This is a genomic window from Sphingomonas floccifaciens, from assembly GCF_042681125.1.
Classification (GTDB): Bacteria; Pseudomonadota; Alphaproteobacteria; order Sphingomonadales; family Sphingomonadaceae; genus Sphingomonas; species Sphingomonas floccifaciens.
This window is the reverse complement of sequence record NZ_JBHUFC010000003.1, coordinates 1,249,487-1,270,965: the sequence shown is the minus strand read 5'-3', so window position 1 is coordinate 1,270,965 and position 21,479 is coordinate 1,249,487. Positions and strand designations below refer to the sequence as shown.

The 21,479-nt window shown below is 63.2% G+C and carries 21 protein-coding genes, 1 tRNA gene and 4 pseudogenes; 17 read left to right on the top strand and 9 right to left on the bottom strand.

From position 1 onward, the window contains the following. The first annotated feature begins 213 nt into the window (after positions 1-213). From ACFSC3_RS12940 to ACFSC3_RS12930, 3 genes and pseudogenes are all read left to right on the top strand, one after another. Positions 214-1,506, top strand: a complete 1,293-nt coding sequence (locus ACFSC3_RS12940) for a hypothetical protein (protein WP_380940844.1) — start codon at positions 214-216, stop codon at positions 1,504-1,506. 60 nt (positions 1,507-1,566) lie between these two features. Then, positions 1,567-1,719 carry a hypothetical protein gene (locus tag ACFSC3_RS12935; RefSeq protein WP_380940843.1) on the top strand — a complete coding sequence of 51 codons (153 nt, stop codon included), beginning with the start codon at positions 1,567-1,569 and terminating at the stop codon, positions 1,717-1,719. After that, a pseudogene (locus ACFSC3_RS12930) lies at positions 1,706-3,595 on the top strand (recombinase family protein); the annotation flags it as partial. The gene ACFSC3_RS12935 and the pseudogene ACFSC3_RS12930, both read left to right, overlap by 14 nt. 567 nt (positions 3,596-4,162) lie before the next feature. Here ACFSC3_RS12930 and ACFSC3_RS12925 read toward each other — a convergent pair. Continuing rightward, positions 4,163-4,247 (bottom strand) — tRNA-Leu (locus ACFSC3_RS12925). A 109-nt stretch (positions 4,248-4,356) separates the two neighbouring features. Between ACFSC3_RS12925 and ACFSC3_RS12920 the strand changes: the two genes are divergently transcribed. Then, on the top strand, positions 4,357-5,019 hold the full coding sequence (locus ACFSC3_RS12920; RefSeq protein ID WP_380940926.1) for a peptidylprolyl isomerase: 663 nt from the start codon (positions 4,357-4,359) through the stop codon (positions 5,017-5,019). Positions 5,020-5,022: 3 nt separating this feature from the next. Here ACFSC3_RS12920 and ACFSC3_RS12915 read toward each other — a convergent pair. From ACFSC3_RS12915 to ACFSC3_RS12900, 4 genes and pseudogenes are all read right to left on the bottom strand, one after another. Beyond that, positions 5,023-5,505: pseudogene (locus ACFSC3_RS12915) on the bottom strand (DUF805 domain-containing protein). A 318-nt stretch (positions 5,506-5,823) separates the two neighbouring features. Continuing rightward, positions 5,824-6,423, bottom strand: a pseudogene (locus ACFSC3_RS12910) (ATP-binding protein); the annotation flags it as partial. Positions 6,424-6,660: 237 nt separating this feature from the next. Further along, the gene (locus tag ACFSC3_RS12905) at positions 6,661-7,665 is read right to left on the bottom strand and encodes a hypothetical protein (RefSeq protein ID WP_380940842.1); all 1,005 of its coding nucleotides are present in this window, start codon (positions 7,663-7,665) and stop codon (positions 6,661-6,663) included. A gap of 95 nt (positions 7,666-7,760) precedes the next feature. Beyond that, positions 7,761-9,026: an IS1595 family transposase gene (locus ACFSC3_RS12900; RefSeq protein ID WP_380940841.1), complete on the bottom strand. Its 1,266-nt coding sequence runs from the start codon at positions 9,024-9,026 to the stop codon at positions 7,761-7,763. A gap of 198 nt (positions 9,027-9,224) precedes the next feature. On the opposite strand from ACFSC3_RS12900, the gene ACFSC3_RS12895 reads away from it, so the two are divergent. The 4 genes from ACFSC3_RS12895 (at position 9,225) to ACFSC3_RS12880 (ending at position 12,027) form a co-directional block, all read left to right on the top strand. Beyond that, positions 9,225-9,548 (top strand): DUF6471 domain-containing protein, encoded by a 324-nt coding sequence (locus ACFSC3_RS12895; RefSeq protein ID WP_380940840.1) that lies wholly within the window; start codon positions 9,225-9,227, stop codon positions 9,546-9,548. A 176-nt stretch (positions 9,549-9,724) separates the two neighbouring features. Then, positions 9,725-10,378 (top strand): SLATT domain-containing protein, encoded by a 654-nt coding sequence (locus ACFSC3_RS12890; protein WP_380940839.1) that lies wholly within the window; start codon positions 9,725-9,727, stop codon positions 10,376-10,378. Beyond that, positions 10,375-11,814 carry an SMODS domain-containing nucleotidyltransferase gene (locus tag ACFSC3_RS12885; RefSeq protein WP_380940838.1) on the top strand — a complete coding sequence of 480 codons (1,440 nt, stop codon included), beginning with the start codon at positions 10,375-10,377 and terminating at the stop codon, positions 11,812-11,814. Before ACFSC3_RS12890 ends, ACFSC3_RS12885 begins: the two co-directional genes overlap by 4 nt. A 12-nt stretch (positions 11,815-11,826) precedes the next feature. Further along, complete coding sequence (locus tag ACFSC3_RS12880) at positions 11,827-12,027, top strand: DUF5818 domain-containing protein (protein ID WP_380940837.1); 201 nt, start codon at positions 11,827-11,829, stop codon at positions 12,025-12,027. A gap of 183 nt (positions 12,028-12,210) precedes the next feature. On the opposite strand, the gene ACFSC3_RS12875 is transcribed toward ACFSC3_RS12880, so the two are convergent. Both ACFSC3_RS12875 and ACFSC3_RS12870 read right to left on the bottom strand, forming a co-directional pair. Further along, the gene (locus ACFSC3_RS12875; protein WP_380940836.1) at positions 12,211-12,408 is read right to left on the bottom strand and encodes a hypothetical protein; all 198 of its coding nucleotides are present in this window, start codon (positions 12,406-12,408) and stop codon (positions 12,211-12,213) included. Positions 12,409-12,483: 75 nt separating this feature from the next. Next, positions 12,484-12,870 (bottom strand): hypothetical protein, encoded by a 387-nt coding sequence (locus ACFSC3_RS12870; protein WP_380940835.1) that lies wholly within the window; start codon positions 12,868-12,870, stop codon positions 12,484-12,486. A 74-nt stretch (positions 12,871-12,944) separates the two neighbouring features. Between ACFSC3_RS12870 and ACFSC3_RS12865 the strand changes: the two genes are divergently transcribed. From ACFSC3_RS12865 to ACFSC3_RS12855, 3 genes are read left to right on the top strand one after another with little or no spacing between them, the layout of a single operon-like run. Continuing rightward, positions 12,945-14,495 (top strand): recombinase family protein, encoded by a 1,551-nt coding sequence (locus ACFSC3_RS12865; protein ID WP_380940834.1) that lies wholly within the window; start codon positions 12,945-12,947, stop codon positions 14,493-14,495. Beyond that, a complete protein-coding gene (locus ACFSC3_RS12860) occupies positions 14,492-15,364 on the top strand; it encodes a plasmid partitioning protein RepB C-terminal domain-containing protein (RefSeq protein WP_380940833.1) in 873 nt (290 codons plus the stop codon). Before ACFSC3_RS12865 ends, ACFSC3_RS12860 begins: the two co-directional genes overlap by 4 nt. Before the next feature lies 1 nt (position 15,365). Further along, a complete protein-coding gene (locus ACFSC3_RS12855) occupies positions 15,366-16,250 on the top strand; it encodes a plasmid partitioning protein RepB C-terminal domain-containing protein (protein WP_380940832.1) in 885 nt (294 codons plus the stop codon). A 1-nt stretch (position 16,251) separates the two neighbouring features. Here ACFSC3_RS12855 and ACFSC3_RS12850 read toward each other — a convergent pair whose 3' ends face one another. Both ACFSC3_RS12850 and ACFSC3_RS12845 read right to left on the bottom strand, forming a co-directional pair. Further along, the gene (locus ACFSC3_RS12850; protein WP_380940831.1) at positions 16,252-16,716 is read right to left on the bottom strand and encodes a hypothetical protein; all 465 of its coding nucleotides are present in this window, start codon (positions 16,714-16,716) and stop codon (positions 16,252-16,254) included. A 59-nt stretch (positions 16,717-16,775) separates the two neighbouring features. Continuing rightward, a pseudogene (locus ACFSC3_RS12845) lies at positions 16,776-17,702 on the bottom strand (YifB family Mg chelatase-like AAA ATPase); the annotation flags it as partial. A gap of 101 nt (positions 17,703-17,803) precedes the next feature. Here ACFSC3_RS12845 and ACFSC3_RS12840 point away from each other — a divergent pair. The 6 genes from ACFSC3_RS12840 to yihA all read left to right on the top strand — a co-directional run bounded on the left by ACFSC3_RS12840 (position 17,804) and on the right by yihA (position 21,366). Further along, a complete protein-coding gene (locus ACFSC3_RS12840) occupies positions 17,804-18,088 on the top strand; it encodes a hypothetical protein (RefSeq protein WP_380940830.1) in 285 nt (94 codons plus the stop codon). Between the two features lie 85 nt (positions 18,089-18,173). After that, positions 18,174-18,308 (top strand): 50S ribosomal protein L34, encoded by a 135-nt coding sequence (gene rpmH / locus ACFSC3_RS12835; protein ID WP_029724273.1) that lies wholly within the window; start codon positions 18,174-18,176, stop codon positions 18,306-18,308. A gap of 8 nt (positions 18,309-18,316) precedes the next feature. Then, positions 18,317-18,655, top strand: coding sequence for a ribonuclease P protein component (rnpA, locus tag ACFSC3_RS12830; protein ID WP_380940829.1), 339 nt, complete (start codon positions 18,317-18,319; stop codon positions 18,653-18,655). A gap of 111 nt (positions 18,656-18,766) precedes the next feature. Continuing rightward, positions 18,767-18,979, top strand: a complete 213-nt coding sequence (gene yidD, locus ACFSC3_RS12825) for a membrane protein insertion efficiency factor YidD (RefSeq protein WP_380940828.1) — start codon at positions 18,767-18,769, stop codon at positions 18,977-18,979. A gap of 21 nt (positions 18,980-19,000) precedes the next feature. Then, positions 19,001-20,707 carry a membrane protein insertase YidC gene (yidC, locus tag ACFSC3_RS12820; protein ID WP_380940827.1) on the top strand — a complete coding sequence of 569 codons (1,707 nt, stop codon included), beginning with the start codon at positions 19,001-19,003 and terminating at the stop codon, positions 20,705-20,707. Beyond that, positions 20,704-21,366, top strand: a complete 663-nt coding sequence (yihA, locus tag ACFSC3_RS12815) for a ribosome biogenesis GTP-binding protein YihA/YsxC (protein ID WP_380940826.1) — start codon at positions 20,704-20,706, stop codon at positions 21,364-21,366. The genes yidC and yihA overlap by 4 nt, the downstream gene beginning before the upstream one ends. Positions 21,367-21,479 lie beyond the last annotated feature (113 nt).

The window sequence follows — 21,479 nt, the reverse complement described above, 5'->3', positions numbered from 1 at the left end:
GACGTGTGATATTCGCTGCTGCGTCGATCGCTTTGAAGGTGCGGGCCTTCGACAAGGGTCAGGTGGCGTGAACTGGGCGCCACAGGGAGAAGCAGCGGGGCGCGTCAACCCCCAGTCGGTCGAGATCGCCCCCGAGTGCGGTCAAACCCCTAGAAAGGGTAAACCCAATCCGATCGCTGCCAGGATGCGGTCCATAGCAGAGGCTATGGTCGTATGCGCTCCAGCCCGGTCCCATCTAATCGTCGATTGCTAACCTACAGTCAGGCAGCGAATGCGGTTGCGGAGAATGTGCGTGCTCTCGGCGGCGTCATTCCGGTCGCGACTCTGATTGCCAATAGGATCTGCGACGCCGGATACGGGCGCCGTGTCCAACCTGCAGAATTTCAGGCAGCGAAACAATCCCGCGACGCCATTCTGCGCAGCACATTAGCAACGAATACCGGGTTTGTGCCGGAACGCAATTTACAAGCGATCAAAGATCACCTTCTTGCGATCACATCACCCGAACGAAAGACAGCGGTCGAGGAATGGGTGCTTGCTGACTGGATACACAATCGACTGATTGGTCATGCAGACATGCTGTTCATGCTCAGTTCGACGCATCCCAAGGTCTATGAGGCTGCATTCGGCCCGTCTGTCAATCAGACCATTCAACTCGCCCGGCGAGATGACGTGAAACATGCGTGGGTGCGCGACCTGTGCATTAATCAGGCCCGGTTCGTCCTGGTCGCTTCCGCTCATTATCGGACTAGGCATGTCCGCCAGATTGCGACCAGCCCGAACGGCGGGCTCTTCTGCGGAGTCGAAGATTGGAAGTCGGCGGGCCACGCTCTGCTGACGACCATTGCTGAGCCGGCTCTGCGCATCCAGCGTATCTATGAATGCGCTCAGACCTTCTTGGGCACCGACAAAACGGTCCGAAAAGTGCTGGCAGAGAAAAAGCTACTGCTCAACAACGAGGCCGGCGACCTTGTTTACCTGATCGCACTTGAGGTCCGCGCCATCCTCCTGCGTCGCCAGATCGATCCGGCTAAGGTCCAGGCGTTTCTCGATCAGACTTGGGACCCACTCGTCGAAGCCGGCGCGATCACCCGCAAGACCGTCAGAGACGAGGGCCTGAACAACATCAGCCTGAGCAGTCTGTGGTATGGGCTCGAACCCTCCGAGCTTTCCGCGTACATCGCGATACAGTTGCTGAAGGCTCTGAACGCGGTCGATGACTTGGTTGATCGCGCATTGCTGGGGCGAAAAGGCAAACCCATCGATTGGGAGCCAACTAAGGCCGCAGCCTCCATAGCGACGACAATCCTGCGTTATGAAAGCAGGCCCGATCGCGAAACCGTCCAGATGGGTAAGAGCAGAAGCGGAGGCGATGGCGGCATCGATGCGGGATTTAACGGCTCGCGCAAACCATTGGCGACGATGCTCGAGAAAATAAGTGATCCCGCCATCGAAAAGGCGGTGTCGGACGTCTTCGGTATAGATCCGACGAGGCTGTTCCTGTGATGTCGGTTTTACACGTCGGGTTACCGGGGATGGCTCCGCGAATCGGGTCAAGGCTCGGGGATGAGCCCCACGCTGCCTTTCCCTCGAGTGATCGACCGGTTGCCGGAAAACCTTCCGATCGATCGCGCCGAATCCGAGTGGCTCCTCTCGCTCCTGAGTGCAGACGAGCTTCGCTACATCTTCGACGGGCACACTGCTCATGTCGAGGACTAAGCGCGTTTCGCCGAGCGTCGCGCACGCGGCATCCCGCGGCAATCTTCCTGCGGACGAGCTCTACGACCAGTATGACACGTCTGAGGACGTCGTGACGCTTTGTCTCGATATTCTCCGCGAGCATTGCAAGCTGGACGACATGTTGCTGTTCGATCCGAGTGCAGGCACCGGGCAATTCTTCAACCGCTTCCCCAGCGGCAGCCTGGGTTGTGAAATCGACCGTGAGTGCGATGGCGTGATCAAAGCAGACTTCTTCGACGTCACGCCGGAGAGTGATCGCCCGATCGCAGTAGTCGGCAATCCGCCGTTTGGCTCTAACGGAAACTTGGCCAAAGACTTTTTCAATCATGCCGCCAAGTGGGCCGACGTGATCTCGATGATTTTGCCGCGCTCATTCCGGAAGACTTCGGTCCAAAACAAACTCGACAGAAACTTCCGCCTTCTGAGAGATGTAGATATACCTCCCAACGCCTTTATCTTCCGAGGGGCGCCTTACGACGTTAAGACCGTCTTTCAGATCTGGGTACGCTGTCGCGAACCTCGGGAACTGCACCGCTTGGAGAGACAGCATCCGGACTTCGAGTTCGTGAGCGCCGACCGGGCCGACTTCGCCATCCGACGCAATGGCGCACGCGCAGGCGCGATCCACCACGATCCTCTCACCGCAAATCCTGAGTCGCATCATTTCATCAGGGGCGATGTCAAGGCTGCCATGTCGCTGATCAACTTCAAATCCGTCGCCGGCAATGTGGCAAGCATCCCCAGCCTGTCGCAGGCCGAAATCATCGCTCTCTACGATGAGTTCCTCCGTCAATCTCCGCCAACTCCGAAAGGGCCGGTCATGTCCAAACCTCGAGTCGAACGCGCGCTCGGTTACGTTCGCGTCTCCACGCCGCGTCAGGCCGACGGGGGTATCAGCCTCGAAAACCAGGAACAGCTGCTGGCTGCGCATTATGCTCAGCGCGGCATCGAACTGGTCGATATCTACCGAGACGGCGGATTCAGCGGCACGACCGAGAACCGGCCGGGCTTTCAGGCGCTGATCGAGCACGCGCTCCGTCCGGGCAGCGGCATCACCGAGATCGGCGTGTACAGCTTCTCCCGCCTATTTCGCGACCATTATCTGCTCGAACATTACCGCCGCAAGCTGAAGCGCGCCGGTGTTCGCATCGTCGCGATTACCCAGGAAGTCGGCCAGGATGCCGAAGGCGACCTCGTCCGCTCGGTTCTATCTAACTTCGACGAGTATCAGTCGCGTCAGACCGCCAAGTTTACGCGCGACACGATGAAGCGCAATGCCGAAGCTGGGTTCTGGAACGGGGCGGTCCCGCCGTTCGGCTATGTCGCCGAAGTCGCTGAGATGCGCGGTCCCAAGGCGAAGAAGCGGCTGGCGATCGAACCGTCCGAAGCACTGCAAGTCCAGCAGATCTACCGCATGAAGCGGATCGGGATCGGCCACGGCCCGATGGGCTACAAGAAGATCGTCTGCCATCTCAACGCGAGCGGCGCGACCCTGCGCGGGCGCAAGTGGCATGTGTCGAATGTCAAGGACATCCTCCAGCGCTCCACGTATCGCGGCAAGCACGTCTATGGGGTCAACGACACCCGGAACGGGATCAAGCGCCCGGAAGAGGAATGGCAGATCATCGACGTGCCCGCCATCATCCCGGAGGCCGAATGGCTCGAGGTCCAGGCAGGTATCGCCCGCAACGCTCGGCACATCACGGCGCCGACGTTCGTGGCCGGGCCGACGATGCTCGCCGGCATCGCCAAGTGCGGACACCCCGAGTGCGGGCATGCTCTTACGATCGCGACCGGTAAGGGGGGGCGCTATCGCTACTATCGGTGCTCGCGCAATCTGCGCCGCGGCGAGACTGCTTGTCAGGGCACGAGCATCCGCGACGAAAAGCTCGAGACGATCGTTATCGATGCCTTGGCCGAGCGAGTCCTGCGCCCAGAAAGGCTTCAGCAGCTTCTGGCCAATCTGCTTGACGACAGCTCTGCCGCCATGCGCGAGCGGCAGGCTCACCTCAAGGCACTGCGCACCGAGCGTACCCGCATCGAGGGTGCGATCCAGAATATGTTCGATTTCATCGAACAAGGGGTCGTGTCGCCCCGCGACGCCGATTTCACCGCGCGCCTTGCCGCGCAGCGCACCCGCCGCGCCGATCTTGAGCAGGAGATCCTGCTGGTCGAACGGCAACTGTCCTCTGCCGACCGACGCGTCACCCCCGAAGCCGTCGCCCGGCTCGGCGACGTCATCCTGACCAAGTTGCGCGATACCGATCCCGCCACGCGACAAGGCTATGCCCGCCGCTTCATCGCCAAGGTAGTCGTCGCACCGAAGACGATCACCATCACCGGGCCAATCAAGCCGCTAGAAATCGCTGCTGATGGCGGTCCGGACCAGCCGACACCGCTGGTGCCCTCTCTTGATCGGGAGTGGTGCCCCTGGCCGGACTCGAACCAGCATGCCTTGCGGCAACCGATTTTGAGTCGGTCGCGTCTACCAATTTCGCCACAGGGGCAGCGAGGGGCTGTCGCTAGACGATGCGGGCGACGGGGGCAAGCGCTTGCTCCGTCGCTGCGACGACGATAGCGGCGCAGGGGCGTCGTTCCCATATTCGTGTCGTGATCATGCGTATCCTGCCTGCCCTCCTCGCCCTCCCTATCCTTGCGCTCGCCAGCCCGGCGATCGCGGCCGAGCCGACCAATCGGCCGACGCCGGGCTATGTCCGCATCCGGCTGAACACCTCGGCAGGAGCGATCGTCGTCGCACTCGATGCGAAGCGGGCGCCGCGAACGACGGCGAATTTCCTCGCCTATGTCGACGACGGGCGGCTCGACGGGACGGTCTTCTATCGCGCGGCCCGCAAGAAGATCGCGCCGAAGTTCGGCTTCGTGCAGGGCGGCATCCGCCAGGATGCGCGGCGGATGCTGCCGCCCTTCCCGCTGGAGAAGACCAGCGTGACCGGCATCAAGCATCTGGACGCGACGATCAGCATGGCGCGCCCGGCCTATGGCGGGTCGGCGGGCGGCAATTTCTTCATCACCGTGGGCGCGGCGCCGAACATGGACGCGAACGGCGCCTATGAGGGTTATCCCGCCTTCGGTCGCGTCGTCGCCGGCATGGACGTGGTGAAGCGTATCCTGGCGATGCCGACCTGCTGCGGCACCGGCCCGATGAAGGGCCAGATGCTGCGGCAGGACGTCGTGATCGTCACCGCGCGCCGTATTGACGGGACGCCCCGACCGACCGGCGGCGTGAAGCCGTGGCTGATCGGGGTGCCGCGTCGCTGAGGATCAGTCGAACACGCCTTCGTACGTGACCGGATTTTTTGGGTCGTCGCCGAACCGGTTCGGGCCCTGCGTGCCGTCCTGACAGAAGAAGACGAGCAGGACGATGAAGCTGATCGCGCCGATGCCGATCGCCGCCGACGCCCCGCCGAATCCGCCGGACATGCCCAGCACGACCGCCGCGATAACCGCGACGATAATGACCCCGACCGGCATCAGCAGCCATCAGCCCGAGCGGTCGGTATCGTGCAACCGCCGCACCCCGACCGCCACGCTGGGGACAAATGTTGCGAGCGAGAAGATTGAACCAAGCACGCCGGTCTGCCGCGCCGACTCCGGGTTTCCGAGCGTCAGCCCCAGCGCTTCGTCAAGCACCCCCAGAATCGCGCTGACGATGACCGTGAACAGCACGAACATCCAATACTCCTTGCGCCGCGACCGGCCGGAAAAGTCGAAATACCGCTTCAGCGGCAGGATCATCCATTCCATCACTCACTCCCCCTCAAGACTCGCGTCCGTGACGCCGGCCGCACAGTCATATTCCGCCCATAGCCGCCCCGACACCAATAACGGCGCCCCAGTCGACGACTAGAAGAATGGCGGGCATGATCATGCGCGATATCCCCCGGTTCGCCGCCACCCCGAGCATGATGGGCAGTAGAACTATCCAGATCAGGTGCCACGGGCTCGGCTTCCCGATCATAGCCGATCCATAGGTTGCCATTCCGCTAAAGACGGCGACGCCCAAGATCTGAGCCGGCCGCGAAGGCCGCTCAATGACAAGGCCTTTCATTGTCAGGCGCCCCCTCACGCCCGCGGTGCCTGCCGACGATAGCTCAGCGCCTCCGCCACATGGATGCGCCCCACCCGCTCCGCACCCGCAAGATCGGCGATCGTCCGCGCGACACGTAGCACGCGGGTGTAGCTGCGCGCCGACAGCCGCATCGCCTCCGCCGCCTGCGCCAGCAGCGCGCGGCCCGCATCGTCCGGTGTCGCGTGGGCGTCGAGGACGGGGCCGTCGGCTTCCGCGTTCGTGCGTGCCGTGTCACCTGCGTACCGCGCGGTCTGGATGGCACGGGCTGCCGCCACGCGGGCGGCGACCGCGGCCGAGCCTTCGGACGGGGACGGCAGGATCAGGTCGGCGGCGCTGACCGCGGCGACCTCGACATGCAGGTCGATGCGGTCGAGCAGCGGGCCGGATACCTTTGCCTGATAGTCCGCGGCACAGCGCGGCGCCCGCGAACAGGCAAGCGCCGGATCGCCGAGGTGCCCGCAGCGGCACGGGTTCATCGCCGCGACCAGCTGAACATTGGCCGGGAAGGTGACATGCGCATTCGCCCGCGCCACGCTGACCGTGCCCGTCTCCAGCGGCTGGCGCAGCGAATCGAGCACGGCGCGCTGGAATTCCAGCATTATGGATCAGAGGGGACCAAGGCTTTAGCCAGTCTCCTTTCGCGTTGACCGCAAGCCGGTGATGTCTTGCATCAACGGCGTGAGGACAGCGCAGTTATAGAGTAACAGGCGGCCAGCGCAAACCACGCGCTTTCCGATCGCCCGACCCGTGTGGCCGCCTCCGAAAGGAGATGGTTGATGGAAAAATACGAATTGCAGAGGTCGTCGCTTCAAATCGGCTTGGCTACGAAACTATGCGCAGTGGTCTTCGCCATGTTTCCGGCGCAGGTACTTGCCGCTAGCCATCCGTTCGAAGATCGCCCAGCACCGCCACCGGCCGCCCAGCATGTCGGCATATTCGATAACAACGGCGATCGCCGGTTCATCGTCGAGATTCCGGCAGAAGTCCTTTTCGCCCGCGGCAAGGTAGACGCTGTCTGTGTCGAGCGTCACCGCCGCGATTTGCGAATCCGCAACAGCAACCGACGCCCCGGAGAACCACTTGTAGCCTACGACTTCGGCGGGACTCTCCCCGATGTTCTCGAGCCGACCCTGCACCCTGCGGGTGGACGCACTGCCAGTGGCCCTGACAATCGGGACAACCTGGCCGCGCACGACACGGTTCGCGGTGTCCATGGCTTGGGCAGCAAGTCGAGTCGCCTGCGCCGCGACGATCAGACCAATGGCGGTCATCGCCCCGACCAACAGGGTGACAATCAGGTTCAGCCATTGCAGGACAAGACCGGAACGACCGATGGCATTGGCCGAGGCAGCCTCTCGGGCGGCCAGCCACTGTGCGCAAAGGTCACTGTCGCCTTGGTTCTTTGGGCTCTGGCAATGGGGCTGATACCCTTCGGCCTGATATGGTTCGGCCTTGCCCGCACTTTCCGGGGACAAGTAATCGGAGCCGGAATTACGATTGGATGCTGCCTGACCGCGATCGCGTGCTTCAGTCTCTTTTGGCCGTATTACCCGTAATTCCGGCTTCTCGATCCATTGGTAACGCATCCGGATTATCTGGTCGCCCGCAGTGAGGTCGGCTATTCCGTCCGGCTGGCGCGGCGCCGGTTGGCGCATCGGATCGTAGGGAATATTACTGCTCGCATTTTTTGATTGCAGATTGACTTTCCAAGGAAACAACTCTCGCGGCGTGACATTTCGATCCAACTCGACACTGGCGGATGCAGCCATCCAAGCAAGCAGGGCCAGCAAAGCCACCAACACTCCGGCCAGCAGAAACAGGAAACCCCTGGTCACGCCCTGCCTTCTCAACTCTTCTATGATTCGCGCCATTTGGCGAGGATGACGCCAATTTGGTTTCCACCTCGTTTACGTTAACTGTGGTCGTACAATCACGGCGTAAACGACGGCAAGCCCACTGGCGTTTTCAGTTCCGACCACGGTTCTGGCCGCACGCTCGGTCTTTTCGGCGCGTAGGGCTTACGCGCCTTCCACTTACGCGACTTTGGCTTCTCGACCGGCCCGAACGCCTGCTCGGCATACTCCTCGCCGAACACGGTCGCCACGTCTTCGCGCGTCATACGCCCTTCGTCCGCAACGATCTCCTCGGCGACCGCGAGGGCGTCGGCATCGTCGATTTCAGCGCCCAAGCGATCGATCAAGCCCGGATCGGCCTCGATCCCTTCAAGGTGGCGCTGCCAATACCCTTTCATCGTCCTGGAGACGGTGTTGTTAAGCAACGCGCCGAGCAGGTTGTCAAACTTCTCCGCCTGCGTTTCGCGGCGATGGTCCTCTCGCCATACCGCGTCGCAGCCGTAGCCCCACAGGTAGGGCCCGGCGATGTGGTGGTGCGTTCCCATCTCCATTCGGTCCACCCGGGAGAAGAAGCTCTCCGCCTGGTTGGTGCACACGCCCTTGTCGAAGTAGCGCTGAGAATGGTTCACCTGATCAACATTCAGGGCGACGCGGAGCGTGTCCCAGTGGCTGCCATCGTCGGCATGCACGCTGGCCATGCGGTCGACGGTATCGAAGATGAACGGCCGCGAGTCAGCCTCGTGCGGCACGATCGTGCAGGCGCTCAGCCCCACGCGTTCACCACGACTGCGTTCGCGCGCGATCACCATCGTCATCTTCTTGCCGGTGATGTCGCCCAGCCGGCGCAGATCGACGCGGTCCTTTCGCTCGTTTACCTGGTGATAGTAGCCACCATAGACCGAGCCGTCGATCTCGACGATGCCGTGCAGCTGCCGCCCGAGCTGCGCTTTGATCTGCGACTCCCGGATCTTGTGCGACAGGACGAACGACGACTTGTAGGCCATGTCGGACAGGTTCGCGAGGGCGATGGCCGAAATGCCTTTCGCCCCCTCCGAGAACAGCTTCAACGCGATGAGGATAGTGCGCAGGTCGAGCTTGCGGCTGTGAAGAAGCGTCCCGCTGGTGACGGTGAACTTCTTTCGGCACGCCTTGCACCTGAACTGGCGCTTGTCCTTCTTGCCCTTGATGATCCGCTCGTTCTCCGCGTCCCACCACTCATGCTCGGGTTGATTATGGTTGCCGAGGGTCCAGCCCTCGCCGCCACAATGCGGGCAGATCGGCTCGCCGTCGGTCTTCGGCCAGCGCGCCATGCGGAACATCGCATACGCCTTGCTCTCGCTCATGCGCGCGATCTTCGCGACCGGCAGGTCACGATAATTCGCCGACAGGAGAACGTGCTGAGCCAATGACCACCGTGTGAGGTTATGATCACCATTATCTATGATGGTGTCGTCATTGCGTCAAGGCGACATCATCGTTAATAATGGTGCCCATAATCGCGCGCGCTTGCGGGAGTAGCGTTACAATCCTAGAACGACGGAATGGAAGAGGATGGCCAGATAGACGAGGCGGCCTGGGAGCGGCTGGTGAAGAACATGCTTCGCGCCGAGATGATGCTTCGCGGCATATCCTATGAGCAGCTCGTCGCCCGGCTTGCCGCTCTGGGGATCACCGAGAACGTCCCCAACCTTCGCAACAAGGTCGCCCGGGGGCGCTTCACCGCACCGTTCTTCGCCCAGTGCATGGTGGCGATCGGGGTCGACCGGCTGCAGTTCCCGACCATCGACGCGATCCGCACCGACCTCGCCGGGGATCACGCCGCGCAGGCCTTGGCAAAGAGGAACGGCCTGAAGGCGCGCCAGTAGAACGCGACACGCAGAACGGCCCGAACAAGCCATTTTGCATCACGCCCCCTCCATCCTAAAACCCTATTAGCCGCCCCTTCGAGGGCGTAACGACGAAGGCTGAAGTCCAACAACGGATAGAGACCATCCTCTCCCGATCGGCCCTTTGGTTTCGGGGAGCGGAAATAATGTCCGCGATGGCGACGACCACGAAGCCGTCCGCTTGCAACCCTGCATTCGTTAACTATGTTTACGAACAAATGCCGAACGATGGCGCCGGGGCTAAGCAAGGGGGCACGATGACAATCGGAGAAGGCGACCGCGCTCGCATAATCGACGAGGGGCGCAAGCTCGCGACCGACGTACTCTATTCCGAGAAGGCGCACTTCGCAGCCGCGGGTCGTTGGCGCTACTGGCAGTTCTGGCTGGGGAACAGCGCGGCGGTCCTGGCGGCTCTGGCGGGTGCCGGTTTCCTTTCCAAGGTCCTGAGCGTCGAGTTGCAGAGCTGGTTGCCGGCGGTTCTTGCCTTCGTCGCTTCGCTCATCACGATACTGGTCACCAACATGAAGCCTGACCAGATATGGGAGAAGCATCATGCTGCGGGCGTCGATTACGGCATCGTTCGTCGCAAGATCCGGCAGTTCGTGCAGATCACGGCCCGCGCCGAGGGTGCCGACGAAAAGAAGCTGGCGGAAACGCTGGATGAACTGACCGAGGAGGTCGGGGCCATCCAGAAGCGCGCGCGTCCGATCCCCGGCTACGCCCACGCGAAGGCCTACAAGAGCATCCACGCGGGACAATCGGATTACGAACAGAAGGAACTCGACGCCGCCACGGGGCCGATCGCGTGAAGCTCACCGGCTGCTTCACGTCGTTCTTGAAGGACACCGTCAATCTGAACCAGACGCGGATCGGCGATCTGGAGCGGTCGATAGAGGCGATCCAGCGTTTCATCCGTCAGAGTACCTGGGAGCCAGGCATCCGCGGCTTCGAGGAACAGGGGTCGTGGGCACACGACACCATCATCAAGCCGGTCGATCAGGGCGAATTCGACGCCGATCTGCTGGTGATGGTCGATCCAGTCGACGGCTGGACCGCCAAGGATTACGTCAAGGAACTGGGCAAGGTCTTCAAGGCCAGCCCGACCTACGGCGATAAGACGAAGACGTGGGATTATTGCGTCACGATCACCTATGCGAACGAGCGCAAGATCGACATCGCGCCCTGCATCGTCGATCGTGTCTATGTCGGCACCTACGAAGTGTGCAATGCGAAGACCGACGCGTTCGAGGACAGCGCGCCGATCGAATACACGCAGTGGATGAAGGACCAGAACGGCTATTCCGGATCGAACTCGTTTCGCAAGGTCACCCGCCTCGTCAAGTATCTGCGCGACATTAAGCTGACCTTCAGCTGTCAGTCGGTCCTGCTGACCACGCTACTGGGCAACCATATTTATAGCTGGGACAAGGGGACGGACGCCTTCGCGGACGTGCCGACCGCCCTGAAGACCATCATGGGACGTCTAGACGACTGGCTGCAGGACCGGCCGTTTAAGCCCGAGGTGCGCAACCCGAAGCTATGGACCGAGGACTTCGCCTCGTCCTGGGCGGACGAGAAGTATTCAAACTTCCGCGACAAAATCCATCGCTACCGTGGATGGATCGACGAGGCCTACGACGCGCTTACGCGTAGCGACAGCATAGTCGCCTGGCGTCGCGTCTTCGGATCGGATTTCGCGAAGGGCGAAACGGTCGACCTGAAGAAGAGCCTGAACGAGGCCTCCGCCATGGCGCGGGTGATGGTCGCTAGCGACTCGACGTACCAGCATGACCTGGTGCGCGACGTACTCATCTACGGCACCGGGGTCGTCCCCAATTCGGTGACGCATCCTGCGCACCAGACGCCATCCCCCTGGCCCATCAGTTCACGCCCTTGGATCGACATTTACATCACGGCGACACACCAGCGAAAGAGGAGCCGCGCGGGGAAGGTCATCGGCTCCGGTGACGTCATCGCCCCCACAGGCGGTCTCATGTTCCATGCTCTGCTGGCGGATGGGCAGCCCATTCCGCACGACTGCCATATCAGGTGGCGGATCACGAACACCGGGGCGGCGGCCATGTTCGCCGGTTGTGGTCGCGGCGACTTCTACTCGGCCGAAAAGGGCAACACCCGGTGGGAGCCGCTCCAGTATCACGGCGTCCATACGGCAGAGGCATTCCTGGTGTCGTCCGATGGAACTTTACGCGGTCAGAGCCTGCCGTTTCACGTCGTTCTCGATTAGATCGGGTGGCCCATGCCCATTGGAACGCAGCACCAGATCGTTGGCGTCCTTCGTCACGGCCGGGAGGGGCTCGTAGTCGAGGTGACCGAGGGCGGCACATGGCGGCTCGACGCGGGTTGGCGAGCGCGCAGACTGATCGGACATCGCGTGCGGATCGTAGGGATCCGCGACGGGTTCGACCTCTTGGCGGTGAAGAGCATCGAACGGCTCTGAGGCGGGAAGCATCGCCCAACTATGGATATTTTCGGATCTACACGCCGGACAGAGCCTCTGGACGATGCCCGACGCGCCGCTGACCGGGGAGGACGGCTCGAAAATCCAGATTTCGATCCCAAGCTGATCATCGAGGCGTAGGCAATCCTGGCGCCGGGGCGGTCCGAACACCGCCCCGACCACTCACCTGACCGGTTTCGCTCCCGTCGTCCCGCACTTGGCGAACTTCCCCTTGGCATCCTTGCAGTTCACCGGTTTGGCAGGCGCCGCGTCCGGGCACTTGACGAACTTGCCCTTGCTGCCCCGGCAGGGCGCGGCGTTGGCCGGCGTGACCGCAAGCGTCATCAACGCAGTCGCGGCGAAGATCGATCGGTACATCATGTTCTCCCTGGCGGTGGTCGGCGAACGGAGCGTAGCTCGTCATCCCCTTGGCTCCAAGAACCGATCGCCAGTCCTTCAGTCCGGCCCTAGGTGATCCAGCAGATCGCGCAGCATGGACCGCAATTCCCGCCGTGATCCGGCCTCTTTCGCAGCCGCCCCTTCGATGTTGCGATCAGCCATGTTTAGGACAGCAGCCGTCACAGCCTTCGAATGCCGCATCAACACGATGAGGCCGGCGCCGTTCGGCCCGTTGTCGGTCCGTAGCCAGTTCTTCACCGTCCGCGGATTGACGCCCATCAGCCTCGCCATCCGTTTTATCTGCAGCGGGCCGTCCCCGAAATCGCGACGAAGCGCATCGGCGACCTCGATCGCCAACGTCGCCTTGATCTCGGCGATCGGATCGACTGGAAAGGTCTTTCCATCCGACGGCTGAACTTTTCGGTCCCTTTTCGACAACGACATTCCATCCTCCTTGCAGTTACGAGGAATGAAGTTGATCAAAGCGGGCCCGGCCCGCGACAGAGTAGAGGGTCGCGGTGTCGCTGGAATCCTTGCAGTCTAATCCGAAACGCGCTGCCCAGTACGTGCGCATGTCCACGGATCATCAGCGATATTCGACTGATAATCAGGCGGATAAGATCGCCGAGTACGCCGCCGCGCGTGATTTCGTAATCGTCCGCACCTATGCGGACGAAGGCCGGAGCGGCCTAAACATCGCGGGACGCGACGCCCTCCGCCGCCTGATCGACGACGTGCAGAGCGGCAGTGCCGACTTCGAAGCCATCTTGGTCTACGACGTCAGCCGCTGGGGCAGGTTTCAGGACGCCGACGAAAGCGCATATTACGAATTCATCTGCCGCCAGCGCGGTATCCACGTCCATTACTGCGGCGAGCAATTCGAGAACGACGGCAGCCTCACGTCCGACATGATGAAGGTCATGAAGCGCGTGATGTCGGGCGCCTACAGCCAGGAGCTGTCGACCAAGGTGTTCGTCGGTCAGTGCCGGCTCATCACGCTCGGCTATCGACAGGGCGGCCCGGCGGGATACGGCCTGCGCCGTTTCCTCGTCAACGACAGGGACGAACCGAAGGCTCCGCTCGCTGCGGGCGAACACAAGAGCCTCCAGACGGATCGCGTGATCCTCGTTCCCGGCCCAGACGACGAGGTCGAGACGGTCCGACGGATCTATCGCCTCTTCGTCCTCGAACTGCGTTCGGAACGCGAGATCGCCACGATCCTCAACGCCGAAAGTCGAAAGACCGATCGCGGTCGGGCCTGGAACCGCTCCGTGGTTCGCCAGATTCTGGTCAATGAAAAGTACATAGGCAACAACGTCTACAACCGCGTCTCCTTCAAGCTGAAGAAGACGCGGGTCGTGAATCCGCCCGAGATGCTGGTGAGACGGGACGGCGCGTTCGAGGCGATCGTCGACCCCGGGCTTTTCGCCGCCGCTCAGAGCATCCTGGCTGAACGGGCGCGGCGCTTCACCGACGACCAGCTTCTCGATCTGCTTCGCTCGCTCCTGGCGTCACGCGGAGCGCTGTCAGGCATGATCATCGACGAGGTCGAGGATATGCCGTCGACGGCCGCATACCGGTCACGCTTCGGCAGCCTGCTGCGCGCCTATGAGCTCATCGACTACCAACCTGCCCGTGACTATCGGTACGTCGAGACGAATCGGCAGCTCCGGCTGATGCACCCCGACGTCCTGGCGAGCACGGTTGCCGGCATCGAAAGTATCGGCGGCGAGGTGGCCGTCGACGAACGGACCGATCTCCTCGTCGTCAATCGCGAACTGACCATAGCGATCGTCATTGCACGATGTCGACGGACGGAAGCAGGATCGTTGCGCTGGCGAATACGGCTCGACGCGGGCCTGCGCCCCGACATAACCGTCGTCGTGCGCCTCGAATCCGACAACGCAACCGTGCGGGACCATTATCTGCTGCCCTGGATCGATGTCGGAGCGAAACTGAACATCGGCATGGCCGAGGATAACGGCATCATGTTGGACGCCTATCGCGTCAATGATCTCGCACCCCTCTACCATATGCTTCGGCGCCATGCCGTGGAGCGCGCCGCGTGACGCCGGACATCATCAGCATCCCGATCGCCGAGATCGAAATACTCAACCCGCGTGCGCGCAACCGCCAGGTGTTCGACGAACTCGTCGACAGCATTCGCGCGGTCGGGCTGAAGCGACCGATCACGGTCCGCCGGGCCTCGGTCGGCAATGGATACGAACTGATCTGCGGCCAAGGCAGGATGGAGGCGTTCGCCAAGCTGGGGCAGACGGAGATTCCCGCCATGGTCATAGAGGCCAGCCGCGAGGAATGCTTCGTCATGAGCCTCGTCGAAAACCTGGCAAGACGCAATCAATCCCCCATCGAACTGATCCGGGAGGTGGGCTCGCTGCGTAAGCGGGGATACAGCCACGCGGAAATCGCCCGCAAGATCGGCTTCAGTCCGGAATACGTCTGGACCATCAACATGCTACTGGAGAAGGGGGAGGAACGCCTCATCGACGCGGTCGAACGCGGGATCGTTCCACACACGATCGCGGCGGAAATCGCCAGGGCCGACGATGTCGAGGTCCAGCGCGCCCTCACCGATGCGTACGAGCGCGGCGAACTTCCCGGATCCCAGATCCTCACGATCCGGCGTATCGTCGACGAACGAAATCTCATCGGCAAGCAGCTGAAGTCGGTCAATACAAGCCCGACCAAGAAGCGCGCCACCACCTCCGCCGCACTCGTCCGTGCGTATCAGAAGGAAGTGGAGCGCCAGAAGCTGCTGGTCAGGAAGGCGGAGCTCACCGAGAGCCGCCTGAACTTCGTCGTTGCCGCGATGGGGCGGCTGCTGGCCGAGGCGCATTTCGTCGACCTGCTCCGTGCAGAAGGACTCGCCCGGCTACCACAGCCCATCGCCCAGCGGCTCGGCCTCGCGGAGGCATGATATGACGCCACCCATCCGCATCTCCTTCGAGCCGACGGTCGTGGACGTTCCTCTCGACCGTCTGCTGCCACTCCGCCCGATGACCGCACCGATCATCAAGTCGAGGAAATATGCGAGGATCGCCAGTTCGATCGAACAGGTCGGCGTCATAGAGCCGCTGGTCGTCACGAAAGCGGATGGCGATGGTCGGCACATGCTCCTCGATGGCCATCTCAGACTTCATGCACTTCAGGCGAACGGCGCGCCCACCGCGCCCTGCATCGTCTCGGACGACGACGAGGCATTCACCTACAACAAGCGCGTCAATCGCCTGGCGACGGTCCAGGAGCACTACATGATAGCTCGCGCGATCAGTCGGGGCGTCCCGCCAGCGATGATCGCCGCCGCGCTTGGCATGGACGAGAAATCGCTAGGCCGACGGCGCTCGCTGCTTGACGGCATCTCACCGGAGGCGGTGGAGATATTGAAGGACAAGCAGGTGAACACCGCCGTGTTCGACGTCCTGCGGAAGCTGAAACCACACAAGCAGTTCGCCGCCGCCGAGATGATGACCGCGATGAACAACTTCACCGCAGCCTACGCCCGGGCGATCCTCGCGGCCACTCCGCAGGACCATCTCGCGAACCCGGACAAGCCGAAGAAGCTGGCTGGCGTCACACCGGAGCAGATGGCGCGCATGGAGCGGGAACTCGAGTCACTGAACACGACCTTCCGCGCACGGGAGACGACGTTCGGCGACGACGTGCTCCAGCTCGTCCTGTCGGCGAAGTACGTCGAGCGGCTCATCGCGAATGAGAACGTGGCGGGCTATCTGTCGGAACGCCATCCGGAAATACTGGCTCAGTTCCGCACGGTGTCGCAGGCGACATCGCTAGACGCGGGATGACCTATATGGTCCGCGGGCCGAGCGCATTCACACCTTTCAGCGACCAGAGCAGGAAGCCACCCTTAGCAGGCGCTTCCGATTGGACCATGCCACGGTCGCGCATGTTGCGAAGCGCAGCGCCCACACGCTTCTGGATTGTCTTGATCAACTTTTTGTCGGCGAGGTTGAGCTCGCGCTCCTCCATCAGCCGCTTCGTTATCGATGCGCCGTCCATCGGGGATCCGGACTTCCTCAGCATGTCGAGGATCGCCCGGGTCACTTGCCCTTTGAATGCATGATGGCGCGGCGGCATCGGCTTGGCCTTGATCTCGTCGAGTTCGGCGTCCGGGTCGAAGAGGAGGATCGTGCAGTCGACGTGATCAAGGTCGATCAGCGCTTGACGAAGCTGGTCCTGCAGCGCGTCGACGCGGCCGGCGATCTCGCCGCGCTTGTCTTTCAGGGCGGAGATGGCGTTGGGGCGTTCCATGGCCCCATTGAAGCATCAATCTAGCAGGTCGGGGAGGCTCCAGTTGGTCCCCTCTGCTCCACAATGCTGTGGAATTCGGGCAGTTCGTCGAGGAACAGGACGCCCAGATGCGCCAGGCTGACCTCGCCCGGCTTCACGCGCAGGCCGCCGCCGGTCAGCGCGGCCATCGAGGCGGAATGGTGCGGGCTGCGGAACGGTCGGGTGCGCGTCATCCGCCCGCCGCTCAACGTCCCCGCGACCGACTGGACCATCGACACCTCCAGCGCTTCGGCCGCGTCGAGCGGGGGCAGGATGCCGGGCAGGCAGGCCGCCATCAGCGACTTGCCCGACCCCGGCGGCCCGATCATCAGCAGGTTATGGCCGCCAGCCGCCGCGATCTCCAGCGCGCGCTTGGCGGTCTCCTGACCCTTCACCTGCGCGAGATCGGGGCCGAAGCCGGCCTCCTCCGCCTCGCCCGGTTGCGGCGGCGACAGCAGTTGCTGGCCCTTGAAATGGTTGAGCAGGCCGATCAGGTCAGTCGCGGCCAGCACCTCGACCGACCCGGCCCACGCCGCCTCCGACCCTTGCGCCGCCGGGCAGACCAGCCCCTTGCCCTCCGCCGACGCATGGAGCGCAGCGAGCAGCACTCCGGCCGACGGCTGGACGCGACCGTCGAGGCCGAGTTCACCGACGACGACATAATCCGCCAGTGCCTCGGCATCGACGACGCCCATCGCCGCCAGCAGAGCGCAGGCAATCGGCAGGTCGAAATGCGACCCTTCTTTCGGCAGATCGGCCGGCGACAGGTTGATGGTGATCCGCTTGGGCGGCAGCGCGAGGCCCATCGCCGCGATCGCGCCGCGCACCCGCTCGCGGCTTTCCGCCACCGCCTTGTCGGGAAGACCCACGACGACGAACGCCGGCAGGCCCGCGACCAGCGTGCATTGCACCTCCACGCCGCGCGCTTCCAGTCCAAGATATGCCACGGTCGACACGATCGCGACCAAATTCCGCCCCCTTCGCCCCTGATCTATGTTGGGAGCATAGCGAATCAAATGTACGGCGGAAGTGTCTTGCAAGGTCAATACGGCGAGCGCACATGCCGCCGGTGAGTCGTCCCCGAAACCCAGCCCTGCGCACCGCGGCCCTGTCGCTGGGCGTCGTGCTGATTCTGGTGACGCCGGTCGTGGCGCTGTTACCGGGGCCGGTCGGCATCTTCACCTTCGCCGGCGGCGCGGGACTGGTGTTGCAGAATTCGCGCTGGGCCAGGTATCAGTTCGTGCGCGGCAAGCGGCGGTTTCCGCGGACCGGGCGGCTGGCGGACCGGGCGCTCAGGCGCGCGTCGGCTCGGCGGCGGCAGGCGCGCGAACAGGCGGCGGCGGCCGTTGACTAATATCCGGCCTTTGCCTATGGGGACCGCCGACGTGGCCGTCCTCCGTAGGCGGCCTTTTGACATTTTGACGAATTGGGAATGAACGATGAAGCGGACCTTTCAGCCGAGCAACCTGGTGCGCGCACGCCGTCACGGCTTCCGCTCGCGGATGGCGACGGTGGGCGGTCGCAACGTGATTCGCGCCCGCCGCGCCCGCGGCCGCAAGAAGCTGTCGGCCTGAGTCACGGCATGCTCGCGCGGGTCACGGCCCGCGCGGATTATCTGAAGGCGAACGGCGGACGCCGGGCAGCGATGCCCGGCTTCGTGCTTTTGGTGCACCCGCGCAACGACGGCGATCCGACACCGCGGATCGGCATTACGGTTTCCAAGAAGGTCGATTCGCGTGCTGTCGTGCGCAATCGGATGAAGCGGCGGTTCCGCGCTTTGGCCCGGGAAGTGCTGGCGAGCGAGGGCATCGCCGGCGCGGATCATATCCTGATCGGGCGCGGTGGCGCGGGGGTCGAGCGGTCGTGGGACGACCTGCGGGCGGATCTGGTGAAGGCTCTACGCAAGGCGGCGCCGCGGTGACGCATCCTTTCTTCGTCATGCCGGACTTGATCCGGCATCCAGGGTCGCAAGCGACGTCGCCTGTGGCTCTGGATGCCGGATCAAGTCCGGCATGACGAAAAGAGCCACCCAATGATCGCCCGCCTCCTCATGGCCCTCGCCCGTGGCTGGCAGCTCGGCCCATCGCTGCTGCTGCCGTCATCGTGCCGCTACAGCCCGTCATGTTCGGCCTATGCAATCGAGGCGCTTCGCCGCTATGGCGCGGGCAAAGGTAGCTGGCTGGCGGCAAAGCGTATCGCGCGCTGCCATCCATGGGGCGGGCATGGCCATGATCCGGTCCCTTAAAGAACGCGTCGGGGAAGACTTTTGAGCAACGACAACAAGAACTTCGTGCTGTTCGCGGTGCTGGCGGCGCTGATCCTGTTCGGCTGGCCGGTCATCACCCGCACCTTCTTCCCCGCCGCCAACCCGCCGGTCACGAAGATCGAGGGCGGCAAGACCAAGCCGCTGGCCAACCCGTCGGCCGATCCGACCGCCGACAGCCCCGCCGCGATCCGCGACCGCAACGTCGTGCTGGCCGAGTCGCCGCGCGTCCGCATCGAGACGCCGACGCTGAAGGGTTCGATCAACCTGAAGGGCGCGCGGATCGACGACCTGATCCTGACCAAATACGACGAAACGATCGCGAAGAACTCGCCGCCGATCCGCCTGCTGTCACCGGCCGGCACGACCGACGCCTATTTCGCCGGCTTCGGCTGGCGCGGGGCGGAGGGCTTCGTGGCCCCGGCCGCCGACGCGGTGTGGCAGGCGTCGGGCCAGTTGCTCAGCCCCGGCCGGCCGGTCACGCTGACCGCCGCCAATGCCACGGGTCAGCGCTTCGCCATCCAGTTGTCGGTCGACGACAATTACATGTTCACCGTCCGCCAGACCGTGGCGAACGCCGGCGGCGCACCGATCTCCGTCGCGCCGTACAGCTATGTGACCCGCGTCGGCGTGTCGAAGGATGCGGACAGCTGGACCAACCACACCGGCCCGATGTCGGCGCACAACGGCAAGGCCGATTACGGCGTCAACTTCGAGGACGTCGACAAGGCGCCGGTCAGCTTCACGTCGAAGGGCGGCTGGTTCGGCTTCGTCGACAAATACTGGCTGACTGCGGCGATCCCCGACCAGGGCGCCGACGTCACCGCCCAGTTCCGGGGCGGTGCCAACAAGACCTATCAGGCCGATTACACCGCCGCGCCGAAGACGGTCGCGCCAGGCGCCGCGATGGTCACCACCGGCCGCTTCTTCGCGGGCGCGAAGGAAGTGAACCTGCTCGACCGCTATGAGGATACGCTGGGCATTCCGCACTTCGGCAAGGCGATCGACTGGGGCTGGTTCGAGGTCATCGAGAAGCCGATCTTTAAATATCTCGACTGGCTGTTCCGCATGATCGGCAACTTCGGCGTCGCGATCATCCTGCTGACGCTGACGGTGCGCGGGATCATGTTCCCGGTCGCGCAGCGCCAGTTCGCGTCGATGGCGGGCATGCGGGCATTGCAGCCCAAGCTGAAGGTGCTCCAGGAACGCTACAAGGACGACAAGCCACGCCTCCAGCAGGAGATGATGGCGCTGTACAAGACCGAGAAGGTCAATCCGTTGGCCGGCTGTCTGCCGACGCTGATCCAGATCCCGATCTTCTACGCGCTGTACAAGGTGCTGATGCTGACGATCGAAATGCGTCACCAGCCGTTCGTGCTGTGGATCAAGGATCTGTCGGCGCCGGACCCGCTGACGCCGGTCAATCTGTTCGGCCTGCTGAACTTCACGCCGCCGCACTTCATCGCGATCGGTGTTATCCCGATCCTGCTCGGCATTTCGATGTGGGCGCAGTTCCGCCTGAACCCGCAGCCGATGGACGAGATGCAGAAGCAGGTGTTCTCGCTGATGCCGTGGGTGCTGATGTTCGTGATGGCGCCGTTCGCTGTCGGCCTGCAGGTCTACTGGATCACGTCGAACCTGCTGACGATCGCGCAGCAGCAGTGGCTCTATTCGCGCCACCCGGGCCTTAAGGCGGCGCCCGCGAAATGACCGACGTCCCCACCCCCGCGCCGGAGGGCTTCGACCCCGAACTGGTCGAGGCCGCGCGCAAGACCTTCGCCGGGCCGATCACCTTCCTGAAGTCGGCGCCGGCGCTCCAGCATCTACCGCCGATGGATGTGCCGGAGGTTGCCTTCGCCGGCCGGTCGAACGTCGGCAAGTCGTCGCTGATCAACGCGCTGACCAACCGCAATTCGCTGGCCCGCACGTCGAACACACCCGGTCGGACGCAGGAGCTGAACTTCTTCGACGTCGGCGAACCCCTCAGGTTTCGCTTGGTCGACATGCCCGGCTATGGCTTTGCCGAGGCGCCAAAGGACCTCGTCAAGAAGTGGCGGTTCCTGGTGAACGACTATCTGCGCGGCCGGACCGTGCTGAAGCGCGCGCTGGTGCTGATCGACAGCCGTCACGGGATCAAGCCGGTCGACCGCGAGATCATGGACATGCTCGACGCCGCCGCGGTCAGCTACCGGGTGGTGCTGACCAAGGCCGACAAGATCAAGGCGTCGGCGCTCGCCGAAGTCTCCGCCAAGACCGCCGAGGAAGCCCGCAAGCGGCCGGCGGCGCATCCGGATATCATCGAGACGTCGAGCGAGAAGGGCATGGGGGTCGCGGATTTGCGGGCTGCGGTGCTGGAGGCGATCGGGTAAGATTCACCGACGTCGCCCATCCACTCCCTCGCTTCCCGCCGTCATCCCCGCGAAGGCGGGAATATATTCTGGCTGACCTTGCGGAAAGAGCCGAGAGTATAGCCAGAATATAT